The sequence below is a fragment of the Pseudomonas sp. GW822-FHT07A10 genome (assembly GCF_058798795.1).
Map to the genome: position 1 here is coordinate 24,844 of NZ_JBXAKV010000016.1, position 19,913 is coordinate 44,756.

The window sequence follows — 19,913 nt, forward strand, 5'->3', positions numbered from 1 at the left end:
GCACATCCAGTGGCCTGGCCATCATCTGTTCGGGGTCAACCTTCCAGAACCAGGCCAGGTCATAGGCGACTGCGATCAGGTCGGTGATGGCTCCGATGCCGCACTCATGAAAAAACTCGCGACCGCCCAACTCAGCGTATTGAGGTCAGCCAGATCCAGTTGGTTGACCGACGACGGCGGGATGCCGGCGCACACGGCGATGTATTTGGCCGCGACGTCCATGTCGAGGCTGACCTCTTCGCTCTTGTCGATCTTGTACGGCAGCGCCTTGATCGCTCGCACTTCCTGCACCGTCGGGCGGCGCAGGTTGAGCTCGGTCAAGGGCTCGCCGTGGGCTTCGATCGCAACTTGAAGCTTCACGGCGTTGCTCATTGCCAAGTCCCCTTGATGCCTTCGAATTTCAGTTCGATGGTGGCGTCATCGCCTTTGGATACCGGCTCCTCCACCAGATAAGCGCCGGCTAGTACATAGACTTTGCCGTTACTGAATTCGCAGGTGACGGTCATGTCGGAGCCTGCGATCAGTTGCTTGAGCGGGAAGTCCGCAGTGTGCAGCGCCGTCACTTTGAACGACGGCGCGATGTCGGTTTCCTTGTAGAAGCCCGGCACGACGGTTTCCCGTTTAACGGCCATCAATGGTGCTTCGCAGCCACCGTTGATGGTCAGTTGAGCGCCGTCCACTTTGACGTAGCAGGTGCCCGCAATCAGTTGACCCATGGTGTTTCTCCCTTCAAATAAAAAGCCCACACGCGGTGGGCCGAATTCATACAGTCAAAGGCAGCGATCAGGCTGCGTCGTCGTACTGCAGACGGAACTGGTTGAGCAGCGCGAACACGCGCAGGCCGTTGATGTAGTCCGGCGGGAACAGCACGTTGACCCGGCTCGGGTCCTGAGTGTCGCGCTCGACGATCAGGTGTTCGGCGAACAGCTCGGCGTTTTCCACATGGCCTTCCAGTTCGAGCTTGGCGTACTGGGCGATCAGCTCACCGCGAAGGGTGCTCGGGGTAACGATTGGCTGGCCGGCGCCGAAACGGGTGCCGTCGGAGGCCAGTTTGTGGCGGCCGTATTTGCTGGTGATCACGCTTTGCAGACGACGCACGATGAACGCCGACTGGTGCATGGTTTCGCTGTCCAGGTAGGAGTTGTCTGCCTGGCCGTAGGCGTTCTTCTGATAGGTGGTGATCGAACGCTGAATGCGCACGTAGCCGCCTTCGTAATACGCGGTGGCGATGCCGTAGTTGAGCAGCGACTGACGCTCGGTCAGGGTGAACCGCTCGCTCGCCGGAGCCGGGTCGAGACCTGGCAGGCTGCCGCTTTGGGTCGGACGGCTGGCGTCGGCCGAGATGAACACCGAGGTGCGCGCAGCCAGTGCGGCGGCCTGCACCCAGAACGGTTGCGGTACACCCGGTTCCAGCGCCTGGATGGTCATGTGCTGGTCGTTACGCGCTTGCCCTGCCGCCACCAGAGTGCCGACGGTGCCGCGCTTGGCGCTATAGACGTGACCGAACAATTGCTTGGCCCAGGACCAACGACCGGTGCTGTCATCCATGACTGCTTGCCAGGTGTTGAGGGTCGACAGATCCGACCACGGCATGCAGATGAACTCGAACGGTTCATCGCCCAGCGCAGCCACGGCAGCCACTTGATCCGGCACACCGGCGCCGCCAGTCATGGCGGTGATCGCCGAGGTCAGGCCGGCCGGGGTTTCTTCGCCGTTGCTCTTGCCCAGGCGATTGAATTGCAGGCTGATGTCGTTGCCACTGTCGCCAGTCCATTTGGCGCTCAAAGTGACCACACCTTCGGCCGCCGCCGCAATGACTGGCAGATCGGCGCTGGCGTTGATTTTCAGTGCCAGGGCGGTGGCCGCTTGCGCCGCGGTGGCGCCGTTGACGATGGCCGCCTGAACACGAACGCCGCCGACATACAGGTTGAGCACGCCGCTTTGGGTCGCCGCACCCGTCAGGGTCAGCACACCTTTGGCAATGCTGCCTTCGGTGTTATGCAGCGGCAGGCACCAGATCTCGCCGATCGGGTCGGTCTTGCGCCAGGTTTCGTACATCGAGGCGAGCATCGAGCCTTGGCCGCCAATGCTTTTGGCCAACGCCACGCTGGACACCAGCACCAGCTTGCCAACCTCGGCCGGCGCGATGTTGTCGTTGACCTGAGCGACGATCAGGCGGCGCATGGCCGACGACGCGCTATTGGCGGCCGAGTTGTCCATTTCGGCATAGAACAGCGGAACACGAATGTCCGCGGGGATGTTGCTGAATCCGATCGCCATTATTTGGCTCCCTGTGGTTTCGCCGCTTTCACGGCTTTGGTAGTGATATCGCCATCGGCCAGACGTCGGCGCCACCAGGCGTTGTCCGGCACTTCACGGCCCTCGAGGGGCAACAGATCGCCCGCTTCCGGGTCCGGCACAACACGGCCCGGGGCCGGCAGCACGGTGATGCGTTTGCTCATGGGTTTACGTCTCCAGAGAAAGTCAGTTCCAGGCGCCCGTCGGGGCCTGGGTGTTGCAGATTGGGGTCCGCCGGGTCGATCGCATCGACCCGCACGGTGACCCCGGTAAAGGACGACAAGCCGTCCAGTTCACGCTCGTGCCAGCTCTGCGCCGGTTGCCCCGGCAGATTGCGGCCGAGCTGGAATTCGGAAAAAAAGCGCAGGCGGTAGAGCACGCGGCTGCTGTTGATGGAAACCAGTTCGCCGCCGTCGTAGGCGATGACGCTGTAGTCACTGCCGGGCTTGAAACCCACCAGTGCGCGCCACAGTTCGGCGCGCAGGTCGTGCAGTTGATCCAGCGCTGCAGCGGCGTCCGTGGTGTCGAGCACCAGGGTGACTTCGACGCGCTCGCGGATCGGTTGCAGCATCAGGTTTTGCGCCACGCTTTTGCTGGCCAGATCGGCAATCGGCACCACATAGGCGCAAGGCGTTTGCAACGGGGTGTTGGCTTGCAGCGTGGCGAGGTCGATGCCGGCGGCCACACGATTGGCCAGGGTTGGGCATTGCTCACGCAGTTGCGTGATCAGGGCTGTGATCTTCATGGTTCTTCACCGGGCAATAAAAAACCCGCCGCGGCGGGTTTGAGTGAACGGTACTGGCCGTGGTAAACCCGCGTCCTTGCGGGTCAGTGCGGTATGCACTGTGGATGACGCTCCTTAAGATTGAGGGCTCAATGATCCTGAGACGGATCGCGCGGTGGCACTTCACAAACGCCAATCCGCTTGGCGGCCCAGCGTTCGTAAAGCCCGATGGCCACGTCCGCCCCGGCCATCGCCGTCAGGCAGCCAAAGGCGCCAGCGGCCCAGATCGACAGGCCCGCGGCGTACAACAGCATGATCGCCGAGACGCCGCAGATCATGCAGGCCCCGGACCGCAGGGCCAGGCGCCGCAGCAGTGACCAGCCACGGGCGCCCTCCTTGTCGGCGCGCCACATTTCGCCGGACACCCCGCCCGCTACCGCGAGGAGGATGACGAGCCAGATCGGCATGTCCAGCAACGCTTGTTGCTCGTTTGTCATGTCCCGCCTCCTTGGGATCGATGAGATGGGCCTCTCGAAAATGAGCCGCCTGATTTTGATCGATGAAGAACTACAGCTTTTCAACGATCACGTTGTCGATGAAAGCGAAGTTGACGTACGGGTTCTGCTCATTGGAGAAGGCCAGAGTGGTTTGGGCCGTGGTCGCTGTGAAGTCATAAGTCACAGTGTTCCACTCGACAACGCTACCCTTGACCGTTGGCGTGTTGAAGGTGACGGTCTGACCGGCGACCTTCACTTGCACGACACCATCACCGGAGCGGCTGGCGTACACCGAGTTGCCCAGGCTGAAGGTCAATCGATACTTGGCCCCTACTACGGTGGCGAAGTTCTGCTGAATGCCGCCGCCGTTGCCATAAACATTGTTAGCCAGATCGACAATCACCGCGCCTTCCGCTGCGGCGGAGCCAGGAATCGAGGCGCGCACGTTGAAGTATTCGGCGCCCGACAGAAAGGTCGTCCAGCCGGTGATGAAGTTGGCTTTCGCCGTCGTGTCCAGAATGCAACTGTCGCTGCAACCCGGTTGTTCAAAGCTGCCGTTGACCAGGAGGTTTGCGGCAGTAGCGCTGCCCGCAGCGCCGGACAGAGCCATGACCAGCATCAGCGGGCCAACGATTTTGTTGAATACGTCCATGTTTTACCTATTGAGTCGAATGAATGGATTACGCAGCGGTTTGCTGCAATGACGGTCCAGGATGAGGGTTGATATGCCTGATGTAGGCAGGCATTCCAAAAAGCCCGGTCGCCCAGGCTTTTCAGTAATGCGCTTGCGTGATCTTTCGGCGCTACTGGCGCGGTACGGATCGATTCAAATTGTTTTTCCGACCGCGGTCCCTGCCCGCCGGATAACTGCTTCTGGTGCTTTACGCTGCACACCCGGGTCAGTTGCCAACCCTCTGAACCGTTGAGGCCGGTTCATCGCTGCCTTTGTGGTGGAACTAAAGAGCTTCGTTTCGAGCCGCTTTGTTGAGCGGCTTGAGACAAAGAATATGCATGGATGCATATACAGTCAATGCATAAATGCATTTATTTATGCACAAGAAATGCACAGGCGCATGAAAGCCCCACAGACAAAGGCGTTGGCGGTTTCCGGCAGGCGAAAAAAAACCCGTCGGGCGACGGGTTTTATCTGACAGCGGTGAGGTTAGCGGGCGTACATGCCCCACCAGAAGACGTGACCAAGGATGACGATTTGCTCTTCCTGGATTTCCTGGAAGCTGTAGTCCTCGTCCGGATGCTCATCGCGATTGAAGCTGCGCAGGCGAATCCCGGTCGGCAGGCGATAAAGCTGTTTCACCCGCAACTGGCCATTGTGGTTGATGGCGTACAGGTCGCCGTCGATGATGTCGCCAATCCCGCATTTACCGGCATTCACCCCCACCGTGGCACCATCGCGCAGCACTGGCAACATGCTGTTGCCGCGCACGGTCACGCATTTGGCCTGGTCGAACTGCACACCGTTATGTCGCAAACTGCGCTTGCCGAAGCGCAGGCTAGAGCGCTCGCTCTCTTCGATGACGAATCTTCCTGATCCAGCAGCCAATTCAACCTCGCGAAGAAAGGGGACCGACACCTCGTCGTCATCGACAGGCGTATCGTCGTCCCACAGGCTTATGTCCTTGAGTTCCGAATGCAATTGATCGCGCCCGGCGCTGGCGGCCGGCGCGACATCCGCGCGGCCCCGCAATTGATCGGTGCTCACAGCAAAGTATTCGGCAATCTTCGAGATATGTTTATCCGAAGGATCGACGATCTTCCCGCTGAGGATGCGCGAGAGAGTGGATTGAGGCACGCCGGTGCGACGGTGAAGCTCCGTGGGGGAGATCCCGTGCCGATCGAGCAGCGCTCTTAAGACAGTAGAAACATTGCGTTTTTGCATAACGCGAATAGTGCTTGATCTTTTTTCGGAAGACAAATGCCAAATTGCATAATTTGTGCATAGACCCACGAAAAATAGCCTTGAGGCTTTCATGCCTGCGTCGGGCGGACCGCCCATGGTAACCTTGCGCCCATCGCGGAAAAGCCGGGCCGATGCCCCTCCTTTGCCCCACACCTTTCAACGAATTTGCCTATATCCGATGAATAAAGCCGTCTCCGATCTGTCCTCCCACACGCCAATGATGCAGCAATACTGGCGCCTGAAGAATCAGCACCCCGACCAGCTGATGTTCTATCGCATGGGCGACTTCTACGAGATCTTCTATGAAGATGCGAAGAAGGCCGCCAAGTTGCTGGACATCACCCTGACGGCTCGTGGGCAATCGGCGGGTCAGGCGATTCCGATGTGTGGGATTCCTTACCACGCTGCGGAAGGTTACCTGGCGAAACTGGTGAAGCTTGGCGAATCGGTGGTGATCTGCGAGCAGGTCGGCGACCCGGCCACCAGCAAAGGCCCGGTGGATCGTCAGGTGGTGCGCATTATCACGCCCGGCACGGTCAGCGATGAAGCGCTGCTGGATGAGCGTCGGGACAACCTGATCGCTGCGGTGCTGGGTGACGAGCGTCTGTTCGGTCTGGCGGTGCTGGACATCACCAGCGGCAACTTCACGGTGCTGGAGATCAAGGGCTGGGAAAACCTGCTGGCGGAACTGGAGCGGGTCAACCCGGTTGAGCTGATGATCCCGGACGACTGGCCGAAGGACTTGCCAGCGGAGAAACGTCGTGGGGTTCGTCGCCGTGCGCCGTGGGATTTCGAGCGTGACTCGGCGTTGAAAAGTCTTTGCCAGCAGTTTTCCACCCAGGACCTGAAAGGTTTCGGCTGCGAGAACCTGACCCTGGCCATCGGCGCTGCTGGCTGCCTGCTCAGCTACGCCAAGGAAACCCAGCGCACCGCCCTGCCGCACTTGCGCAGCCTGCGTCATGAACGCCTGGACGACACCGTGGTGCTGGACGGCGCCAGCCGGCGCAACCTGGAACTGGATACCAACCTGGCCGGTGGTCGCGACAACACGTTGCAATCGGTGGTCGACCGCTGCCAGACCGCCATGGGCAGCCGTTTGCTGACCCGCTGGCTGAACCGTCCGCTGCGGGATTTGACCGTACTGCTGGCACGCCAGACGTCGATCACCTGCCTGCTGGACCGTTATCGTTTCGAGAAACTGCAACCGCAGCTCAAGGAAATCGGTGACATCGAGCGGATTCTGGCGCGGATCGGCCTGCGCAATGCCCGTCCTCGTGACCTGGCGCGTCTGCGCGATGCCCTCGGCGCACTGCCAGAGTTGCAGGTGGCGATGGCCGAGCTTGAAGCTCCGCACATCATGCAATTGGCGACGACCACCAGCACCTATCCAGAACTCGCGGCGCTGCTGGAGAAAGCCATCATCGACAACCCGCCGGCGGTGATCCGTGACGGCGGCGTGTTGAAAACCGGTTACGACAGCGAACTCGACGAGCTGCAATCGCTCAGCGAAAACGCCGGGCAGTTCCTGATCGATCTGGAAGCCCGGGAGAAGGCCCGCACCGGCCTGGCCAACCTGAAAGTCGGTTACAACCGCATTCACGGTTACTTCATTGAGTTGCCGAGCAAGCAGGCCGAATCGGCACCCGCAGACTATATCCGTCGCCAGACCCTCAAGGGTGCCGAGCGCTTCATCACCCCGGAACTGAAAGCGTTCGAAGACAAGGCGCTGTCAGCCAAGAGCCGCGCCCTGGCGCGCGAGAAGATGCTCTACGAAGCACTGCTCGAAGACCTGATCGCCCAATTGCCGCCCTTGCAGGACACCGCTGCCGCACTGGCCGAGCTGGACGTGCTGAGCAACCTCGCCGAGCGCGCACTGAATCTGGACTTGAACTGCCCGCGCTTCGTCAGCGAGCCATGCATGCGTATCAGCCAGGGTCGTCACCCGGTGGTCGAACAAGTACTCACCACACCCTTCGTGGCCAACGACCTGAGCCTCGATGACAGCACCCGCATGCTGGTGATCACCGGTCCGAACATGGGCGGTAAATCCACCTACATGCGCCAGACCGCGTTGATCGTGCTGCTGGCGCACATCGGTAGCTTCGTGCCGGCGGCCAGTTGCGAATTGTCCCTGGTCGACCGGATCTTCACCCGGATCGGTTCCAGCGACGACCTGGCGGGCGGACGTTCGACCTTCATGGTCGAAATGAGCGAAACCGCGAACATCCTGCACAACGCCACCGAGCGCAGCCTGGTGCTGATGGACGAAGTCGGTCGCGGCACCAGCACCTTCGACGGCCTGTCCCTGGCGTGGGCCGCGGCCGAGCGTCTGGCGCAACTGCGAGCCTATACACTGTTCGCCACTCACTATTTTGAGCTGACGGTGCTGCCGGAAGCCCAACCGCTAGTAGCCAACGTGCACCTCAATGCCACCGAGCACAACGAACGTATCGTGTTCTTGCACCACGTGCTGCCTGGGCCTGCCAGCCAGAGCTATGGCCTGGCGGTTGCACAGTTGGCCGGGGTGCCGAGCGAAGTGATCGTGCGTGCCCGTGAACACTTGAGCCGGCTGGAATCCACGGCGCTGCCCCATGAAGTGCCGACGCCGGCCAAAGGCAAATCCGTTGCGCCGCAGCAGAGCGACATGTTCGCCAGCCTGCCGCACCCGGTGCTGGATGAACTGGCCAAACTTGATCTGGATGACCTGACACCGCGCAGGGCTTTGGAAATGCTCTATACATTAAAGACACGGATCTAACGCACTTGCCTGCAAGCTGTTAGAATCTCGCGCGGTTTGGGATGCTGCAGGCTCATAGCCTGGCCTGCAGACTATCGCTCCCGAACCTGGCGACCCCGTCCTGAAGGGGCTCCGCTGCCGCCGCCTGAGGAGAAAATTAGAAATGACCTTCGTCGTCACCGACAACTGCATCAAGTGCAAGTACACCGACTGCGTAGAAGTCTGTCCGGTGGACTGCTTTTACGAAGGCCCGAACTTCCTGGTGATTCACCCGGATGAGTGCATCGACTGCGCACTGTGCGAACCAGAATGCCCTGCCGTGGCCATCTTCTCTGAAGATGAAGTTCCCGCCGGCATGGAAAACTTCATTCAGCTGAACATGGAATTGGCCGAGGTATGGCCAAACATCACTGAACGGAAAGATCCATTGCCCGATTCCGCTGAATGGGATGGCAAGCCAGGCAAGATCGAACACCTCGAACGCTGATTTCCCTCGCGTTCCCGAAAAGGCCCCTTGCGGGCCTTTTTGCTTTTCTGCAGGCAAAAAAAGGGGCGGTTTGACCCGCCCACATTTTTTCCCTATTTCCATGTATTCCTTTTCATCGTCCTGATGAATCGCATCCTGCGATGTCCATTCCCCTCTTCCTTGAAGGGCGTGTCTATCCGTCGACACAGTTCAAATACTAGAGGATTCCCCACCAAGAGCAATCGGCCTCCATGGCTGAAATCATCTGTAATATGCTGTTAACTTAATAAAATAAGCATACAAATCAATAGCTTATAAATACAGCATCCTTCGAATAGACAACTACCAGGGTGTAAAAATAATGAACACTTACGAAAGAGTAAGCAAAGACTTACACCACGAGACTACAAACCTGAGGTGGCGCCAATACCAACACACCTTTCATCTTCCCGACAGCAAAAAGCCCCGAACCAGTCGGGGCTCTTTGTTGCCGGTTGAGCGAATGGCTTATTGGAACAGCGACTCACTCGACAGGCCGTTTTTCTCGAGAATCTCCCGAAGACGCTTGAGGCCTTCAACCTGGATTTGCCTGACCCGCTCCCGGGTAAGGCCGATTTCCAGGCCGACATCTTCAAGCGTACTGCTCTCGTGACCTCGCAAGCCGAAGCGGCGTACGACCACCTCGCGTTGCTTGTCGGTCAGCTCCGAGAGCCATTGATCGATGCTCTGCGACAGGTCGTCATCCTGCAACAGTTCACATGGATCGGTCGGGCGGTCGTCGGTCAAGGTGTCCAGCAGGGTTTTATCCGAATCAGGACCCAGCGAGACGTCGACCGAAGAAACCCGCTCGTTCAGGCCAAGCATGCGCTTGACCTCGCCTACCGGTTTCTCCAGCAGGTTGGCAATTTCTTCGGGTGAGGGTTCATGGTCGAGCTTTTGAGTCAGCTCCCGTGCAGCCCGCAAGTACACGTTGAGCTCTTTGACCACATGAATAGGTAGCCGGATGGTCCGGGTCTGATTCATGATCGCGCGTTCGATGGTCTGACGAATCCACCAAGTGGCGTAGGTCGAAAAGCGGAAGCCGCGTTCTGGATCGAACTTTTCCACTGCCCGGATCAGGCCGAGGTTACCCTCTTCGATCAGGTCCAGCAGCGACAGCCCACGATTGACGTAACGCCGGGCGATTTTCACCACCAGCCGCAGGTTGCTTTCAATCATGCGCTTGCGTCCGGCCGGATCACCACTTTGCGACAGGCGCGCAAAATGTACTTCTTCTTCCGGGGAGAGCAATGGGGAAAAGCCGATTTCATTGAGGTACAGCTGCGTGGCATCGAGTGCCCGGGTGTAGTCGATGTACTTGTGTTGCTTTAACGAAGCGGAGTGTCTGGATTTGGCACGAACGGAAGGTGGTGCATCCCCTTCATCATTCGACATCGAATCCATAGCGATGCCGGTCTCCATAAGGAGAACCTCATCGTCGATGTCAAACTCCGGCACTTCTTTACTGAGAGCCATTGTTATAGTCCTTTGGTGAGTTCGACCTCAAGCTCAAGCGGCGCCTTGATCCCTGGCAACGCTGGAGCCTGTTCCCTCTACGTGACGGAACAGGCTTGGCTAACAAATCAACGACGTGGCAGGAACTGCAGCGGATCTACAGGTTTACCTTGTCGGCGAATCTCAAAATGCAGTTTCACCCGGTCTGTACCCGTTGACCCCATTTCGGCAATTGTCTGTCCGACTTTGACCTGCTGCCCCTCCCGAACCAACAGCCTGCGGTTGTGACCGTAGGCACTGACGTAGGTATCGCTGTGTTTGATGATGACTAATTCGCCGTAGCCCCTTAAGCCACTCCCGGCGTATACCACCGTCCCATCAGACGCAGCTAAAACAGGCTGTCCCAAATCTCCGGCGATATCAATTCCTTTATTCAAACTACCGTTTGAAGAGAATTTTCCAATGAGAATGCCACTAGAAGGCCACCCCCAGCCCGTCGGGGCCGGACCGGCAGGAGGCAGTGGAGCGGGTGCCGGTTTGCTGGCGACGGACGGTGCGAGCACCGTTGTACTGGTTGTTGTGCCATTTGCCTGGCGCCGAATTACCGTGGTTTTGCTCGACGACGAAGGTGAGGAACTGGACGAACTCACCACCGCTGTAGGCGTTGAATCGTTGCGACCGTCGAAGCGAATCGTCTGACCCGGATGGATCGTGTAAGGCGTAGGAATGTTGTTCCTTGCCGCGAGGGCTTTGTAGTCCCAGCCGTAGCGAAAGGCGATGGAAAACAACGTGTCCTTGGGTCGAACAACGTACTGGCCGGTGGTTACGGCCGGACGCTGGGCGACCGCATTGTTGCGTTCGACAACTCCCACGCTACTCGATTTGGTGCTGGAGCAACCGACCAGCAAGGTACTCAAGACAAGACCAGTCACCAGACGCTGAAAGCTCGTTATACCCATTCGCTGCGCAACGACTGTGAGACTCACCCGCCGCTCCCTTTGTGGTGGCTGAAAATATGAATTGCCGTGTTTCGGCACGAAATGTCGCAAGTATAACGGGCCGAACAGGCTTTACCTTTAATGAAGCGGATTCGCTTCACGCACACGTTTGCTGCCTGACGATGAATTCCGTTTAACCCATCGATGCCGCTGTAAGACCCGGGCAATCGAAGAGAATTCAGCGCGCTGAAACAAATGCTCAGGCCAGCGGCCCGTTGAGCAGTGGCACAAAGCGCACCGCCCCCAGAACACGCCTGGAAAAGCCCTGTTCTTCACGGATGATCAGCATCAATTGTTGAACTTCACCAGAGCCGACCGGAATCACCAGTCGCCCGCCCGGTGCCAATTGATCGAGCAGCGCCTGAGGCACGTCGGTGGCTACGGCGGTAACAATGATGCCGTTGTAAGGCGCCAGCGCCGGCCAGCCTTCCCAGCCATCGCCCCAGCGAAATACCACATTGCGCAGATTCAGCTCCACCAGGCGCTCCTTGGCTCGATCTTGCAGAACCTTGATGCGCTCGACGGAAAAAACCCGCTCGACCAGTTGCGATAGCACTGCTGTCTGGTAACCCGAACCGGTGCCGATCTCCATCACCTTGTCCAACGGACCGGCTTCCAGCAGCAGCTCGCTCATGCGCGCCACCATATAAGGCTGGGAGATGGTCTGGTTATGGCCAATCGGTAGCGCCGTATCTTCATAAGCGCGGTGGGCCAGCGCCTCATCGACGAACAGGTGACGCGGTGTGCGGCGGATGACTTCCAGCACCTTGGCGTTGGACACCCCTTCTTCATAGAGGCGCTGAATCAGACGCTCACGGGTCCGCTGGGAGGTCATCCCGATGCCGCGGTGCAGAATATCGTCTTGTTCACGAGCCATTAGCGCAGCCCCTCCAGCCAGCCATCGAGACTTCTGAAGGCATCATTAAAGGTGCGATCCAGTTGCAGTGGCGTGATTGAAACATAGCCTTGCATCACCGCATGGAAATCGGTGCCCGGGCCGCCATCCTCGGCGTCCCCCGCCGCAGCGATCCAGTAACCGGATTTACCACGCGGATCGACCACTTTTATCGGCGCAGCGGCGCGGGCGCGATGGCCCAGGCGGGTCAGCTGGATACCGCGGATATGCTCCAGCGGCAAGTTGGGAATGTTCACGTTCAGTACCGTGCGCGGTGGCAGATCGAGGTCCGCGTGGGCCTCTACCAGTTTGCGCGCAAAATAGGCCGCCGTGGGAAGGTTCTCCACTTGCCGTGAGACAAACGAAAAGGCAAACGAAGGACGCTCCAGGAAACGTCCCTCAAGGGCCGCCGCCACAGTACCGGAATACAGCACGTCGTCCCCCAGGTTAGCACCCAGGTTAATACCGGAAACCACCATGTCCGGTTCAAACTCCAGCAAGCCGTTAAGGCCCAGGTGCACGCAATCGGTAGGCGTTCCGTTGAGGCTGATAAAGCCATTGGCCAAAGTATGCGGGTGCAACGGACGGTCGAGCGTCAGCGAGCTGCTGGCGCCGCTTTTGTCCTGGTCCGGGGCGATAACCACGCATTCGGTGTAATCCGCCAGCGCAGCATAAAGCGCGGCGAGACCGGGTGCGGTTACCCCATCGTCGTTAGAAATCAGAATACGCATGGGCTGTCCGTCTGCCCCACCGGCACCAGATCGACGAGTTCACGCACCAATACGGTGGCGAAGCATCCGGCCGGGAGGACGAATTCCAGTTGCAGAATGTCAGGCTCGGGATAATGCCACGTCAACCCGCCAATGGGCAGCCGCAGGATGCGACGTTCGTGGCTCATTCCAGCGTTAATCAACCAATCGCGCAGGTCCGCTTCGCGCGCAGCGATTGCCTGCTCCAGTTCATGGACAGCGCCTGACGCCGGCGAGTCACCTTCGCCCCACTGCGGGCCGGTCGGGTGCAAGTCGAGAATCGCCAGACGCGGGTCACTGCACTCGGCTTCACCTGCCGGGAAGAAACTGCGGCTGTCAGTGAACGCCAGCAGATCGCCGACCTGAGCATGCTGCCAGGTACCATCGGCGACGCGTGCCGCCAGCACCTGATTAAACAGAAAACTACGCGCGGTTGAGAGCAGGCGCGAACGCACATTGCGTTGTTCCGGCAGGGCCTTGCGCGCTGCCCAGGCACGGGCGTCGACGACGTTGCCGCCGTCATGCCCGAAACGCTGGGCGCCGAAATAATTGGGAATACCTTGCCTGGCGATCAGTTGCAGACGCTCTTCGATCGCTGCCTTGTCGCCAGCGAACTGGGTCAGGCGCAACGTAAAGCCGTTGGCCGAATGGGCACCGCGTTGCAGCTTGCGTCTGTGCCGACCGGTCTTGAGAATCTTCAGCGTGTCGTTTTCCGCTGCCGACAGGTCTGGATCAGCCTTGCCGGGCAGTTGCACGCTGAACCACTGGCGAGTCAACGCCTGACGGTCCTTGAGGCCCGCGTAGCTGACAGTACGCAATGGCACGCCCGCAGCCTTGGCAATCCGCCGTGCCGCTTCTTCGGTATTCAGACCGCGTTTTTCCACCCAGATCCATAGGTGTTCGCCGTCGCCGCTCAGGGGAATATCGAGGACTTCATCGACCTGGAAATCTTCCGCCGTGGCTTTCAGCACCGCGCTGCCAAGAGCGTCACCATAGGCCCGCGGGCCGAGCAATTGCGCCTCGTTCATGCGCGCAGCAACAAGGCAACGGAGTGCACGGCAATACCTTCTTCGCGACCGACAAAGCCAAGCTTTTCGGTGGTGGTAGCTTTCACGTTCACTTGATCCAACTCAATTTGAAGATCCGCGGCAATCAGCGCGCGCATCGATTCGATATGCGGGGCCATTTTCGGGGCCTGGGCGACGATGGTGTTATCGACGTTGCCGACTTTCCAGCCCTTGGCGTGGATCAGTGCGACGACATGACGCAACAGCGCACGGCTGTCGGCGCCCTTGAATTGCGGGTCGGTGTCCGGAAAATGCTTGCCGATATCACCCAGCGCGGCAGCGCCGAGCAACGCATCGCTCAAGGCGTGCAGCAGGACATCACCGTCGGAATGGGCAAGCAGCCCGAAGCTGTGTGCAATCCGCACACCGCCCAGCGTGATGAAATCACCTTCACCGAAACGGTGCACATCATAGCCGTGGCCAATACGCATAAAAAAACGCCCCGATTTTTGTCAGGGCGTGATTCTACCTGCATTAGGCGCTTAGAGCGCGCGCGTGATGCTGTAAGTGGTCGTCGATGAAACTGGCGATGAAGAAATAGCTGTGGTCGTAGCCCGGTTGCAAGCGCAACGTCAGCGGATGACCAGCCTGTTTGGTCGCCTGTTGCAGGGCTTCAGGCTTGAGCTGGGTGGCGAGAAAATCGTCGCGATCACCCTGATCCACCAGCAGCGGCAGTTTCTCGTCGGCTTCGGCGATCAATGCACAGGCATCCCACTCGCGCCATTTCGACCGGTCTTCACCCAAGTAGCGGGAAAAGGCTTTCTGCCCCCATGGGCAATCGATCGGATTGTTGATCGGCGAGAACGCCGACACCGACTGATAACGCCCCGGATTGCGCAAGGCGCAGACCAGCGCACCGTGGCCACCCATGGAGTGGCCGCTGATGCCACGCTTTTCCGATGCCGGGAAATGCGCCTCGACCAATGCCGGTAATTCCTGCACGACGTAGTCATGCATCCGATAGTGCCGCGACCACGGTTCCTGCGTGGCATTCAGATAAAAACCGGCACCGAGACCGAAGTCCCAGGCACCATCCGGATCGCCCGGCACTTCGGGACCGCGTGGGCTGGTGTCCGGTGCGACGATAATCAGCCCCAGCTCGGCGGCCATGCGCATGGCACCGGCCTTCTGCATGAAATTTTCGTCGGTGCAGGTCAGGCCGGACAACCAGTAAAGCACCGGCAGCTTGCCGCCCTGCTCCGCTTGCGGCGGCAGGTACACGGCAAACACCATGTCGCAGCCGAGCACGTCGGAGCGGTGCCGGTAGCGCTTGTGCCAGCCGCCGAAGCTTTTCTGGCAGGAGATATTTTCCAGGCTCATGACCGACCTCAGAAATGGATGACGCTACGGATGCTTTTGCCTTCATGCATCAGGTCAAACGCCTTGTTGATATCTTCCAGGCCCATAGTGTGGGTGATGAAGGTATCCAGCGGGATCTCGCCGGTCTGGGCCATTTCGACATAGCTTGGCAACTCGGTACGGCCACGCACGCCACCGAACGCCGAACCGCGCCAGACACGACCGGTGACCAACTGGAATGGACGGGTGGAGATTTCCTGGCCTGCGCCGGCCACACCGATGATGACCGACTCGCCCCAACCTTTGTGGCAGCACTCAAGTGCGGCACGCATCAGCTGCACGTTGCCGATGCATTCGAACGAGAAGTCGACGCCGCCATCGGTCATGTCGACGATCACTTCCTGAATCGGACGATCGAAGTCTTTCGGGTTCACGCAGTCGGTGGCGCCCAATTGCCTGGCGATTTCGAACTTGGCCGGGTTGATGTCGATGGCGATGATCCGGCCAGCCTTGGCTTTGACCGCGCCGATCACGGCAGACAGTCCGATGCCGCCCAGACCGAAGATGGCGACGGTGTCACCCGGTTTGACCTTGGCAGTGTTGATCACTGCACCGATGCCGGTGGTGACGCCACAGCCCAGCAGGCAGACTTTTTCCAGCGGTGCTTCTTTAGGAATTTTGGCGACAGAAATTTCCGGCAGTACGGTGTACTCGGAAAACGTCGAGGTGCCCATGTAGTGGAAAATAGTTTCGCCCTTGTAGGAAAAGCGCGAAGTGCCGTCCGGCATCAGGCCTTTACCCTGGGTTGCACGAATCGCCTGGCAGAGGTTGGTTTTGCCCGACAGACAGAATTTGCACTTGCCACATTCCGGGGTGTACAGCGGGATCACATGATCGCCCACGGCAACCGAAGTCACACCCTCGCCGATCGCTTCGACCACCGCGCCACCTTCGTGGCCCAGGATCGACGGGAAGATACCTTCCGGGTCCGCGCCCGATAGGGTGTAGGCATCGGTATGGCAGACACCGGAAGCGACGACGCGCAGCAGGACTTCGCCCGCCTTGGGCATGGCGACATCGACTTCAACGATCTCGAGGGGCTTCTTGGCCTCGAAGGCAACGGCGGCGCGCGACTTGATCATGCTGACTCTCCAGTGAATAAAAACGAGACAAGGAGTGTAATACAGCTGCATACGATGAATAATCGGGACAAAAGCAAAACATTATTGCCATGCAGGGATAATCCTGATGTCCGAAAACCGCTGGGAAGGCATCGACGAGTTCGTCGCCGTGGCCGAGTGCAGCCAATTCACCGCCGCGGCTGAACGCCTTGGAGTGTCTTCCTCCCACATCAGTCGCCAAATCGTACGACTGGAAGAGCGACTGCAAACCCGCTTGCTCTATCGCAGCACCCGCCGGGTCACGCTGACCGAAGCCGGGCAAACCTTTCTGCAACATTGCCAACGTTTGCAGGACGGCCGCGAAGAAGCGTTGCGCGCTGTCGGCGACCTGACCAGCGAACCCAAGGGCATGCTGCGCATGACCTGTGCCGTGGCCTACGGCGAACGATTCATTGTGCCGCTGGTGACTCGCTTCATGGGGCTGTATCCGCAACTGCGTGTCGACATCGAACTGAGCAACCGCCCGCTCGATCTGGTGCACGAAGGGCTGGACCTGGCCATCCGCCTCGGCCGCCTGCAGGATTCAAGATTGGTCGCGACTCGTTTGGCACCACGGCGCATGTATCTGTGCGCCTCGCCGTCCTACCTGGAACGGTATGGTCGTCCACACAGTTTGTCGGAACTGAGTCGCCACAACTGCCTCATCGGCAGCTCGGATATCTGGCAACTGGAACAGAACGGGCGGGAATTTTCCCAGCGAGTACAGGGAAACTGGCGCTGCAACAGTGGGCAGGCGGTGCTGGATGCCGCGCTACAAGGGGTTGGGTTGTGTCAGTTGCCGGACTACTACGTGCTGGAGCACCTGAAAAACGGCGAGTTGATTTCACTGCTGGAAGCCCATCAACCGCCGAACACAGCGGTTTGGGCGCTTTATCCGCAGCAGCGGCATCTGTCGCCGAAGGTGCGCAAGTTGGTGGATTATTTGAAGAAAGGGTTGGCCGAACGGCCGGAGTATCGGGTTTAAGAGCAAAAGATCACAGCCTGCATAGGCTGCGATCTTTTAACGGCGGTTAGCCCAACGCTGGCGCAACCACTCAAGGTCTTCGGGGCGAGTGACTTTGATGTTATCGGATCGACCTTCGATCAAACGGGGTGCCATACCTGCCCACTCCATCGCCGAGGCTTCATCGGTGATGACAGCATCCGCCACCAGGCTATCCGCCAACGCCCGATGCAATGCTCCAAGGCGAAACATCTGCGGTGTATAAGCCTGCCAGATCACACTGCGATCCACTGTTTCCAGCACACGCCCGTGCTTGTCGACCCGTTTGAGGGTGTCGCGCGCAGGCACCGCCAATAGGCCGCCCACCGGGTCGTCAGCCAGTTCACTGAGCAATTTATCAAGATCATCGCGCGCCAGATTCGGTCGCGCGGCATCGTGAACCAACACCCAATCCTCATCGTCAGCACCCTGGGCATGCAGATGCAGCAAGGCGTTGAGCACTGATCCGGAACGCTCGGCGCCGCCTTCAACCCGCTGAATACGCGGATCGGCAGCACAGGCCAGGTTCGGCCAGTAAGGATCGTCGATGGCAAGACTGACCACCAACCCCTTCAGGGCAGGATGATCGAGGAAACAGCCAAGGCTGTGTTCGAGAATAGTGCGCCCACCCAATTGCAAGTATTGCTTGGGACGGTCCGCGGCCATACGGGCACCGACGCCCGCGGCAGGAATCACGGCCCAGAAGGCCGGTAGCGACTCAATCATTGGGCCAACTGGTAAAGGGTTTCACCATCCTTGACCATGCCCAACTCATGGCGAGCCCGTTCTTCAACGGTCTCCATGCCCTTTTTCAACTCACTGACTTCGGCGTCCATCACCCGATTGCGCTCCAGCAACGCCTCGTTCTCGGCGTGTTGATCCGCAATCTGCTGCTTCAGCTCGGCCACTTGCGCCAGACTGCCATTACCCACCCACAGGCGATACTGCAGGCCGGCCAGCAGCAAGAGCAAGACGAGGAACAACCAATTGGGACTGCGCATCGAATATCAGGTATCCAGTGAAAAAAGACAGCCATGCCAAACTTTGAAGCTTCTGATAGCACGAAGCCTGGAAGAACCAGGCTTGTGCTCTTAAGGCATCAGATTAGTGGCAAATCCGTCGCTGTCGCGATTTTTCCGACACAATCCGGTGTCTTTTTATCGTTTACCACTCAGCCGCGGAATTCGCTACGGCCGTTGTACTTGGCTTTGCCATTCAACTGCTCTTCAATACGCAGCAGTTGGTTGTACTTGGAAACGCGGTCGGAACGGCACAGCGAACCGGTCTTGATCTGGCCAGCCGAGGTGCCCACGGCCAGGTCGGCAATGGTCGAATCTTCGGTTTCGCCGGAGCGGTGCGAGATCACGGCGGTGTAACCAGCGGCCTTGGCCATCTGGATGGCTTCCAGGGTTTCGGTCAGGGTGCCGATCTGGTTGAACTTGATCAGGATCGAGTTGGCGATCTTTTTGTCGATGCCTTCTTTCAGGATCTTGGTGTTGGTCACGAACAGGTCGTCGCCTACCAGCTGAGTCTTCTCGCCGATCTTGTCGGTGAGGATTTTCCAGCCAGCCCAGTCGGACTCGTCCAGACCGTCTTCGATGGAGATGATCGGGTAACGCTCGGTCAGACCTTTCAGGTAGTCGGCGAAACCTTCAGCAGTGAACACCTGGCCTTCGCCGGACAGGTTGTACTTGCCATCTTCGTAGAATTCGCTGGCCGCGCAGTCCAGGGCCAGGGTCACGTCGGTGCCCAGCTTGTAACCGGCGTTGGCCACGGCTTCGGAGATCACTTTCAAAGCGTCTTCGTTGGAAGCCAGGTTCGGCGCGAAACCACCTTCGTCACCGACGGCAGTGCTCAGGCCACGAGCCTTCAGAACGGCTTTGAGATGATGGAAAATCTCGGTGCCCATGCGCAGACCTTCCGAGAAAGACTTGGCGCCAACCGGCTGAACCATGAATTCCTGGATGTCGACGTTGTTATCGGCGTGCTCGCCACCGTTGATGATGTTCATCATCGGAACCGGCATCGAGTAGACACCCGGAGTGCCGTTCAGGTTGGCAATGTGAGCGTACAGCGGCAGGTCCTGGTCCTGTGCTGCTGCCTTGGCCGCGGCCAGGGAAACGGCGAGGATTGCGTTGGCGCCCAGAGTTGCTTTGTTCTCAGTGCCATCGAGCTTGATCATCGCGTGATCCAGCGCTTTCTGGTCGCTTGGGTCTTTGCCCAGCAACAGGTCGCGGATCGGACCGTTGATGTTGGCTACGGCCTTGAGCACGCCTTTACCCAGATAACGGCTCTTGTCGCCATCACGCAGCTCGAGCGCTTCACGCGAGCCAGTGGAAGCACCGGATGGCGCGCATGCGCTGCCGATGATGCCGTTATCGAGAAGCACGTCTGCTTCCACAGTGGGATTGCCACGGGAGTCGAGAACTTCACGACCTTTGATGTCGACGATTTTTGCCATTGTTGTAAACACTCCAAAGTTGACGAAAACGACGCAGCTGAAGGAAATCTTTTATCGTCGGCAAGTGACAGAAAGCGGGCAGGCTTGCGGACGATAAGGCTCAAGCCCGAGGGCCTGAGCATTTAAACCGTGCGGTACTTTACCGGA

The 19,913-nt window shown here is 59.0% G+C and carries 22 protein-coding genes; 3 read left to right on the forward strand and 19 right to left on the reverse strand.

Features of this window, described 5'->3' with window-relative positions; translation table 11 throughout:
• Window positions 1-75 precede the first annotated feature (75 nt).
• The 8 genes from AC1RL4_RS23420 to AC1RL4_RS23455 all read right to left on the reverse strand — a co-directional run bounded on the left by AC1RL4_RS23420 (window position 76) and on the right by AC1RL4_RS23455 (window position 5,416).
• Complete coding sequence (locus AC1RL4_RS23420; protein ID WP_018926972.1) at window positions 76-372, reverse strand: phage tail assembly protein; 297 nt, start codon at window positions 370-372, stop codon at window positions 76-78.
• Window positions 369-716: a phage tail tube protein gene (locus AC1RL4_RS23425; protein ID WP_018926973.1), complete on the reverse strand. Its 348-nt coding sequence runs from the start codon at window positions 714-716 to the stop codon at window positions 369-371. The genes AC1RL4_RS23420 and AC1RL4_RS23425 overlap by 4 nt, the downstream gene beginning before the upstream one ends.
• A 67-nt stretch (window positions 717-783) precedes the next feature.
• A complete protein-coding gene (locus AC1RL4_RS23430) occupies window positions 784-2,280 on the reverse strand; it encodes a phage tail sheath subtilisin-like domain-containing protein (RefSeq protein ID WP_230174331.1) in 1,497 nt (498 codons plus the stop codon).
• Window positions 2,280-2,462: a DUF2635 domain-containing protein gene (locus AC1RL4_RS23435; protein WP_007907211.1), complete on the reverse strand. Its 183-nt coding sequence runs from the start codon at window positions 2,460-2,462 to the stop codon at window positions 2,280-2,282. Before AC1RL4_RS23435 ends, AC1RL4_RS23430 begins: the two co-directional genes overlap by 1 nt.
• Entirely contained in the window at window positions 2,459-3,043 is a 585-nt protein-coding gene (locus AC1RL4_RS23440) for a phage tail terminator protein (RefSeq protein ID WP_019581002.1), read from the reverse strand. The genes AC1RL4_RS23435 and AC1RL4_RS23440 overlap by 4 nt, the downstream gene beginning before the upstream one ends.
• 128 nt (window positions 3,044-3,171) lie before the next feature.
• A complete protein-coding gene (locus tag AC1RL4_RS23445) occupies window positions 3,172-3,519 on the reverse strand; it encodes a phage holin family protein (protein WP_019581003.1) in 348 nt (115 codons plus the stop codon).
• Between the two features lie 70 nt (window positions 3,520-3,589).
• Complete coding sequence (locus tag AC1RL4_RS23450) at window positions 3,590-4,171, reverse strand: DUF642 domain-containing protein (RefSeq protein WP_230174329.1); 582 nt, start codon at window positions 4,169-4,171, stop codon at window positions 3,590-3,592.
• Between the two features lie 510 nt (window positions 4,172-4,681).
• Window positions 4,682-5,416 carry an XRE family transcriptional regulator gene (locus AC1RL4_RS23455; protein WP_096479601.1) on the reverse strand — a complete coding sequence of 245 codons (735 nt, stop codon included), beginning with the start codon at window positions 5,414-5,416 and terminating at the stop codon, window positions 4,682-4,684.
• Between the two features lie 199 nt (window positions 5,417-5,615).
• Between AC1RL4_RS23455 and mutS the strand changes: the two genes are divergently transcribed.
• A complete protein-coding gene (mutS, locus tag AC1RL4_RS23460; protein WP_026286487.1) occupies window positions 5,616-8,195 on the forward strand; it encodes a DNA mismatch repair protein MutS in 2,580 nt (859 codons plus the stop codon).
• 142 nt (window positions 8,196-8,337) lie between these two features.
• On the forward strand, window positions 8,338-8,661 hold the full coding sequence (gene fdxA / locus AC1RL4_RS23465) for a ferredoxin FdxA (protein ID WP_007940535.1): 324 nt from the start codon (window positions 8,338-8,340) through the stop codon (window positions 8,659-8,661).
• Window positions 8,662-9,147: 486 nt separating this feature from the next.
• Here the strand turns inward: fdxA and rpoS are convergent, their stop codons facing one another.
• From rpoS to AC1RL4_RS23505, 8 genes are all read right to left on the reverse strand, one after another.
• Window positions 9,148-10,155 (reverse strand): RNA polymerase sigma factor RpoS, encoded by a 1,008-nt coding sequence (rpoS, locus tag AC1RL4_RS23470; protein WP_007940534.1) that lies wholly within the window; start codon window positions 10,153-10,155, stop codon window positions 9,148-9,150.
• A 107-nt stretch (window positions 10,156-10,262) separates the two neighbouring features.
• On the reverse strand, window positions 10,263-11,120 hold the full coding sequence (locus AC1RL4_RS23475) for a peptidoglycan DD-metalloendopeptidase family protein (RefSeq protein WP_026331840.1): 858 nt from the start codon (window positions 11,118-11,120) through the stop codon (window positions 10,263-10,265).
• Between the two features lie 211 nt (window positions 11,121-11,331).
• Complete coding sequence (locus AC1RL4_RS23480; RefSeq protein WP_172901226.1) at window positions 11,332-11,967, reverse strand: protein-L-isoaspartate(D-aspartate) O-methyltransferase; 636 nt, start codon at window positions 11,965-11,967, stop codon at window positions 11,332-11,334.
• Window positions 11,968-12,008: 41 nt separating this feature from the next.
• On the reverse strand, window positions 12,009-12,758 hold the full coding sequence (gene surE / locus AC1RL4_RS23485) for a 5'/3'-nucleotidase SurE (RefSeq protein WP_018926998.1): 750 nt from the start codon (window positions 12,756-12,758) through the stop codon (window positions 12,009-12,011).
• Window positions 12,746-13,804 (reverse strand): tRNA pseudouridine(13) synthase TruD, encoded by a 1,059-nt coding sequence (gene truD / locus AC1RL4_RS23490; RefSeq protein WP_019581008.1) that lies wholly within the window; start codon window positions 13,802-13,804, stop codon window positions 12,746-12,748. The genes surE and truD overlap by 13 nt, the downstream gene beginning before the upstream one ends.
• Window positions 13,801-14,274 carry a 2-C-methyl-D-erythritol 2,4-cyclodiphosphate synthase gene (gene ispF / locus AC1RL4_RS23495; protein ID WP_019581009.1) on the reverse strand — a complete coding sequence of 158 codons (474 nt, stop codon included), beginning with the start codon at window positions 14,272-14,274 and terminating at the stop codon, window positions 13,801-13,803. Before ispF ends, truD begins: the two co-directional genes overlap by 4 nt.
• A 43-nt stretch (window positions 14,275-14,317) precedes the next feature.
• Window positions 14,318-15,163 (reverse strand): S-formylglutathione hydrolase, encoded by an 846-nt coding sequence (gene fghA / locus AC1RL4_RS23500; RefSeq protein ID WP_019581010.1) that lies wholly within the window; start codon window positions 15,161-15,163, stop codon window positions 14,318-14,320.
• A gap of 8 nt (window positions 15,164-15,171) precedes the next feature.
• Complete coding sequence (locus tag AC1RL4_RS23505; protein WP_018927002.1) at window positions 15,172-16,284, reverse strand: S-(hydroxymethyl)glutathione dehydrogenase/class III alcohol dehydrogenase; 1,113 nt, start codon at window positions 16,282-16,284, stop codon at window positions 15,172-15,174.
• Window positions 16,285-16,390: 106 nt separating this feature from the next.
• Between AC1RL4_RS23505 and AC1RL4_RS23510 the strand changes: the two genes are divergently transcribed.
• Complete coding sequence (locus AC1RL4_RS23510; RefSeq protein WP_019581011.1) at window positions 16,391-17,287, forward strand: LysR substrate-binding domain-containing protein; 897 nt, start codon at window positions 16,391-16,393, stop codon at window positions 17,285-17,287.
• Window positions 17,288-17,323: 36 nt separating this feature from the next.
• On the opposite strand, the gene ispD is transcribed toward AC1RL4_RS23510, so the two are convergent.
• From ispD to eno, 3 genes are all read right to left on the reverse strand, one after another.
• On the reverse strand, window positions 17,324-18,031 hold the full coding sequence (gene ispD / locus AC1RL4_RS23515; protein ID WP_019581012.1) for a 2-C-methyl-D-erythritol 4-phosphate cytidylyltransferase: 708 nt from the start codon (window positions 18,029-18,031) through the stop codon (window positions 17,324-17,326).
• The gene (gene ftsB, locus AC1RL4_RS23520) at window positions 18,028-18,306 is read right to left on the reverse strand and encodes a cell division protein FtsB (RefSeq protein ID WP_007907178.1); all 279 of its coding nucleotides are present in this window, start codon (window positions 18,304-18,306) and stop codon (window positions 18,028-18,030) included. Before ftsB ends, ispD begins: the two co-directional genes overlap by 4 nt.
• Window positions 18,307-18,476: 170 nt before the next feature.
• A complete protein-coding gene (gene eno, locus AC1RL4_RS23525) occupies window positions 18,477-19,766 on the reverse strand; it encodes a phosphopyruvate hydratase (protein ID WP_007940523.1) in 1,290 nt (429 codons plus the stop codon).
• Window positions 19,767-19,913 lie beyond the last annotated feature (147 nt).

Bases quoted from the DNA above. Each gene is read 5' to 3' on its own strand.
- AC1RL4_RS23420 (WP_018926972.1), bottom strand. From the start codon at position 372: ATGAGCAACGCCGTGAAGCTTCAAGTTGCGATCGAAGCCCACGGCGAG.
- AC1RL4_RS23445 (WP_019581003.1), bottom strand. From the start codon at position 3,519: ATGACAAACGAGCAACAAGCGTTGCTGGACATGCCGATCTGGCTCGTC.
- rpoS (WP_007940534.1), bottom strand. From the start codon at position 10,155: ATGGCTCTCAGTAAAGAAGTGCCGGAGTTTGACATCGACGATGAGGTT.
- truD (WP_019581008.1), bottom strand. From the start codon at position 13,804: ATGAACGAGGCGCAATTGCTCGGCCCGCGGGCCTATGGTGACGCTCTT.
- ispF (WP_019581009.1), bottom strand. From the start codon at position 14,274: ATGCGTATTGGCCACGGCTATGATGTGCACCGTTTCGGTGAAGGTGAT.
- AC1RL4_RS23425 (WP_018926973.1), bottom strand. From the start codon at position 716: ATGGGTCAACTGATTGCGGGCACCTGCTACGTCAAAGTGGACGGCGCT.
- AC1RL4_RS23450 (WP_230174329.1), bottom strand. From the start codon at position 4,171: ATGGACGTATTCAACAAAATCGTTGGCCCGCTGATGCTGGTCATGGCT.
- eno (WP_007940523.1), bottom strand. From the start codon at position 19,766: ATGGCAAAAATCGTCGACATCAAAGGTCGTGAAGTTCTCGACTCCCGT.
- ftsB (WP_007907178.1), bottom strand. From the start codon at position 18,306: ATGCGCAGTCCCAATTGGTTGTTCCTCGTCTTGCTCTTGCTGCTGGCC.
- fdxA (WP_007940535.1), top strand. From the start codon at position 8,338: ATGACCTTCGTCGTCACCGACAACTGCATCAAGTGCAAGTACACCGAC.
- AC1RL4_RS23430 (WP_230174331.1), bottom strand. From the start codon at position 2,280: ATGGCGATCGGATTCAGCAACATCCCCGCGGACATTCGTGTTCCGCTG.
- mutS (WP_026286487.1), top strand. From the start codon at position 5,616: ATGAATAAAGCCGTCTCCGATCTGTCCTCCCACACGCCAATGATGCAG.
- AC1RL4_RS23480 (WP_172901226.1), bottom strand. From the start codon at position 11,967: ATGACCTCCCAGCGGACCCGTGAGCGTCTGATTCAGCGCCTCTATGAA.
- surE (WP_018926998.1), bottom strand. From the start codon at position 12,758: ATGCGTATTCTGATTTCTAACGACGATGGGGTAACCGCACCCGGTCTC.
- fghA (WP_019581010.1), bottom strand. From the start codon at position 15,163: ATGAGCCTGGAAAATATCTCCTGCCAGAAAAGCTTCGGCGGCTGGCAC.
- AC1RL4_RS23505 (WP_018927002.1), bottom strand. From the start codon at position 16,284: ATGATCAAGTCGCGCGCCGCCGTTGCCTTCGAGGCCAAGAAGCCCCTC.
- ispD (WP_019581012.1), bottom strand. From the start codon at position 18,031: ATGATTGAGTCGCTACCGGCCTTCTGGGCCGTGATTCCTGCCGCGGGC.
- AC1RL4_RS23455 (WP_096479601.1), bottom strand. From the start codon at position 5,416: ATGCAAAAACGCAATGTTTCTACTGTCTTAAGAGCGCTGCTCGATCGG.
- AC1RL4_RS23510 (WP_019581011.1), top strand. From the start codon at position 16,391: ATGTCCGAAAACCGCTGGGAAGGCATCGACGAGTTCGTCGCCGTGGCC.
- AC1RL4_RS23440 (WP_019581002.1), bottom strand. From the start codon at position 3,043: ATGAAGATCACAGCCCTGATCACGCAACTGCGTGAGCAATGCCCAACC.
- AC1RL4_RS23435 (WP_007907211.1), bottom strand. From the start codon at position 2,462: ATGAGCAAACGCATCACCGTGCTGCCGGCCCCGGGCCGTGTTGTGCCG.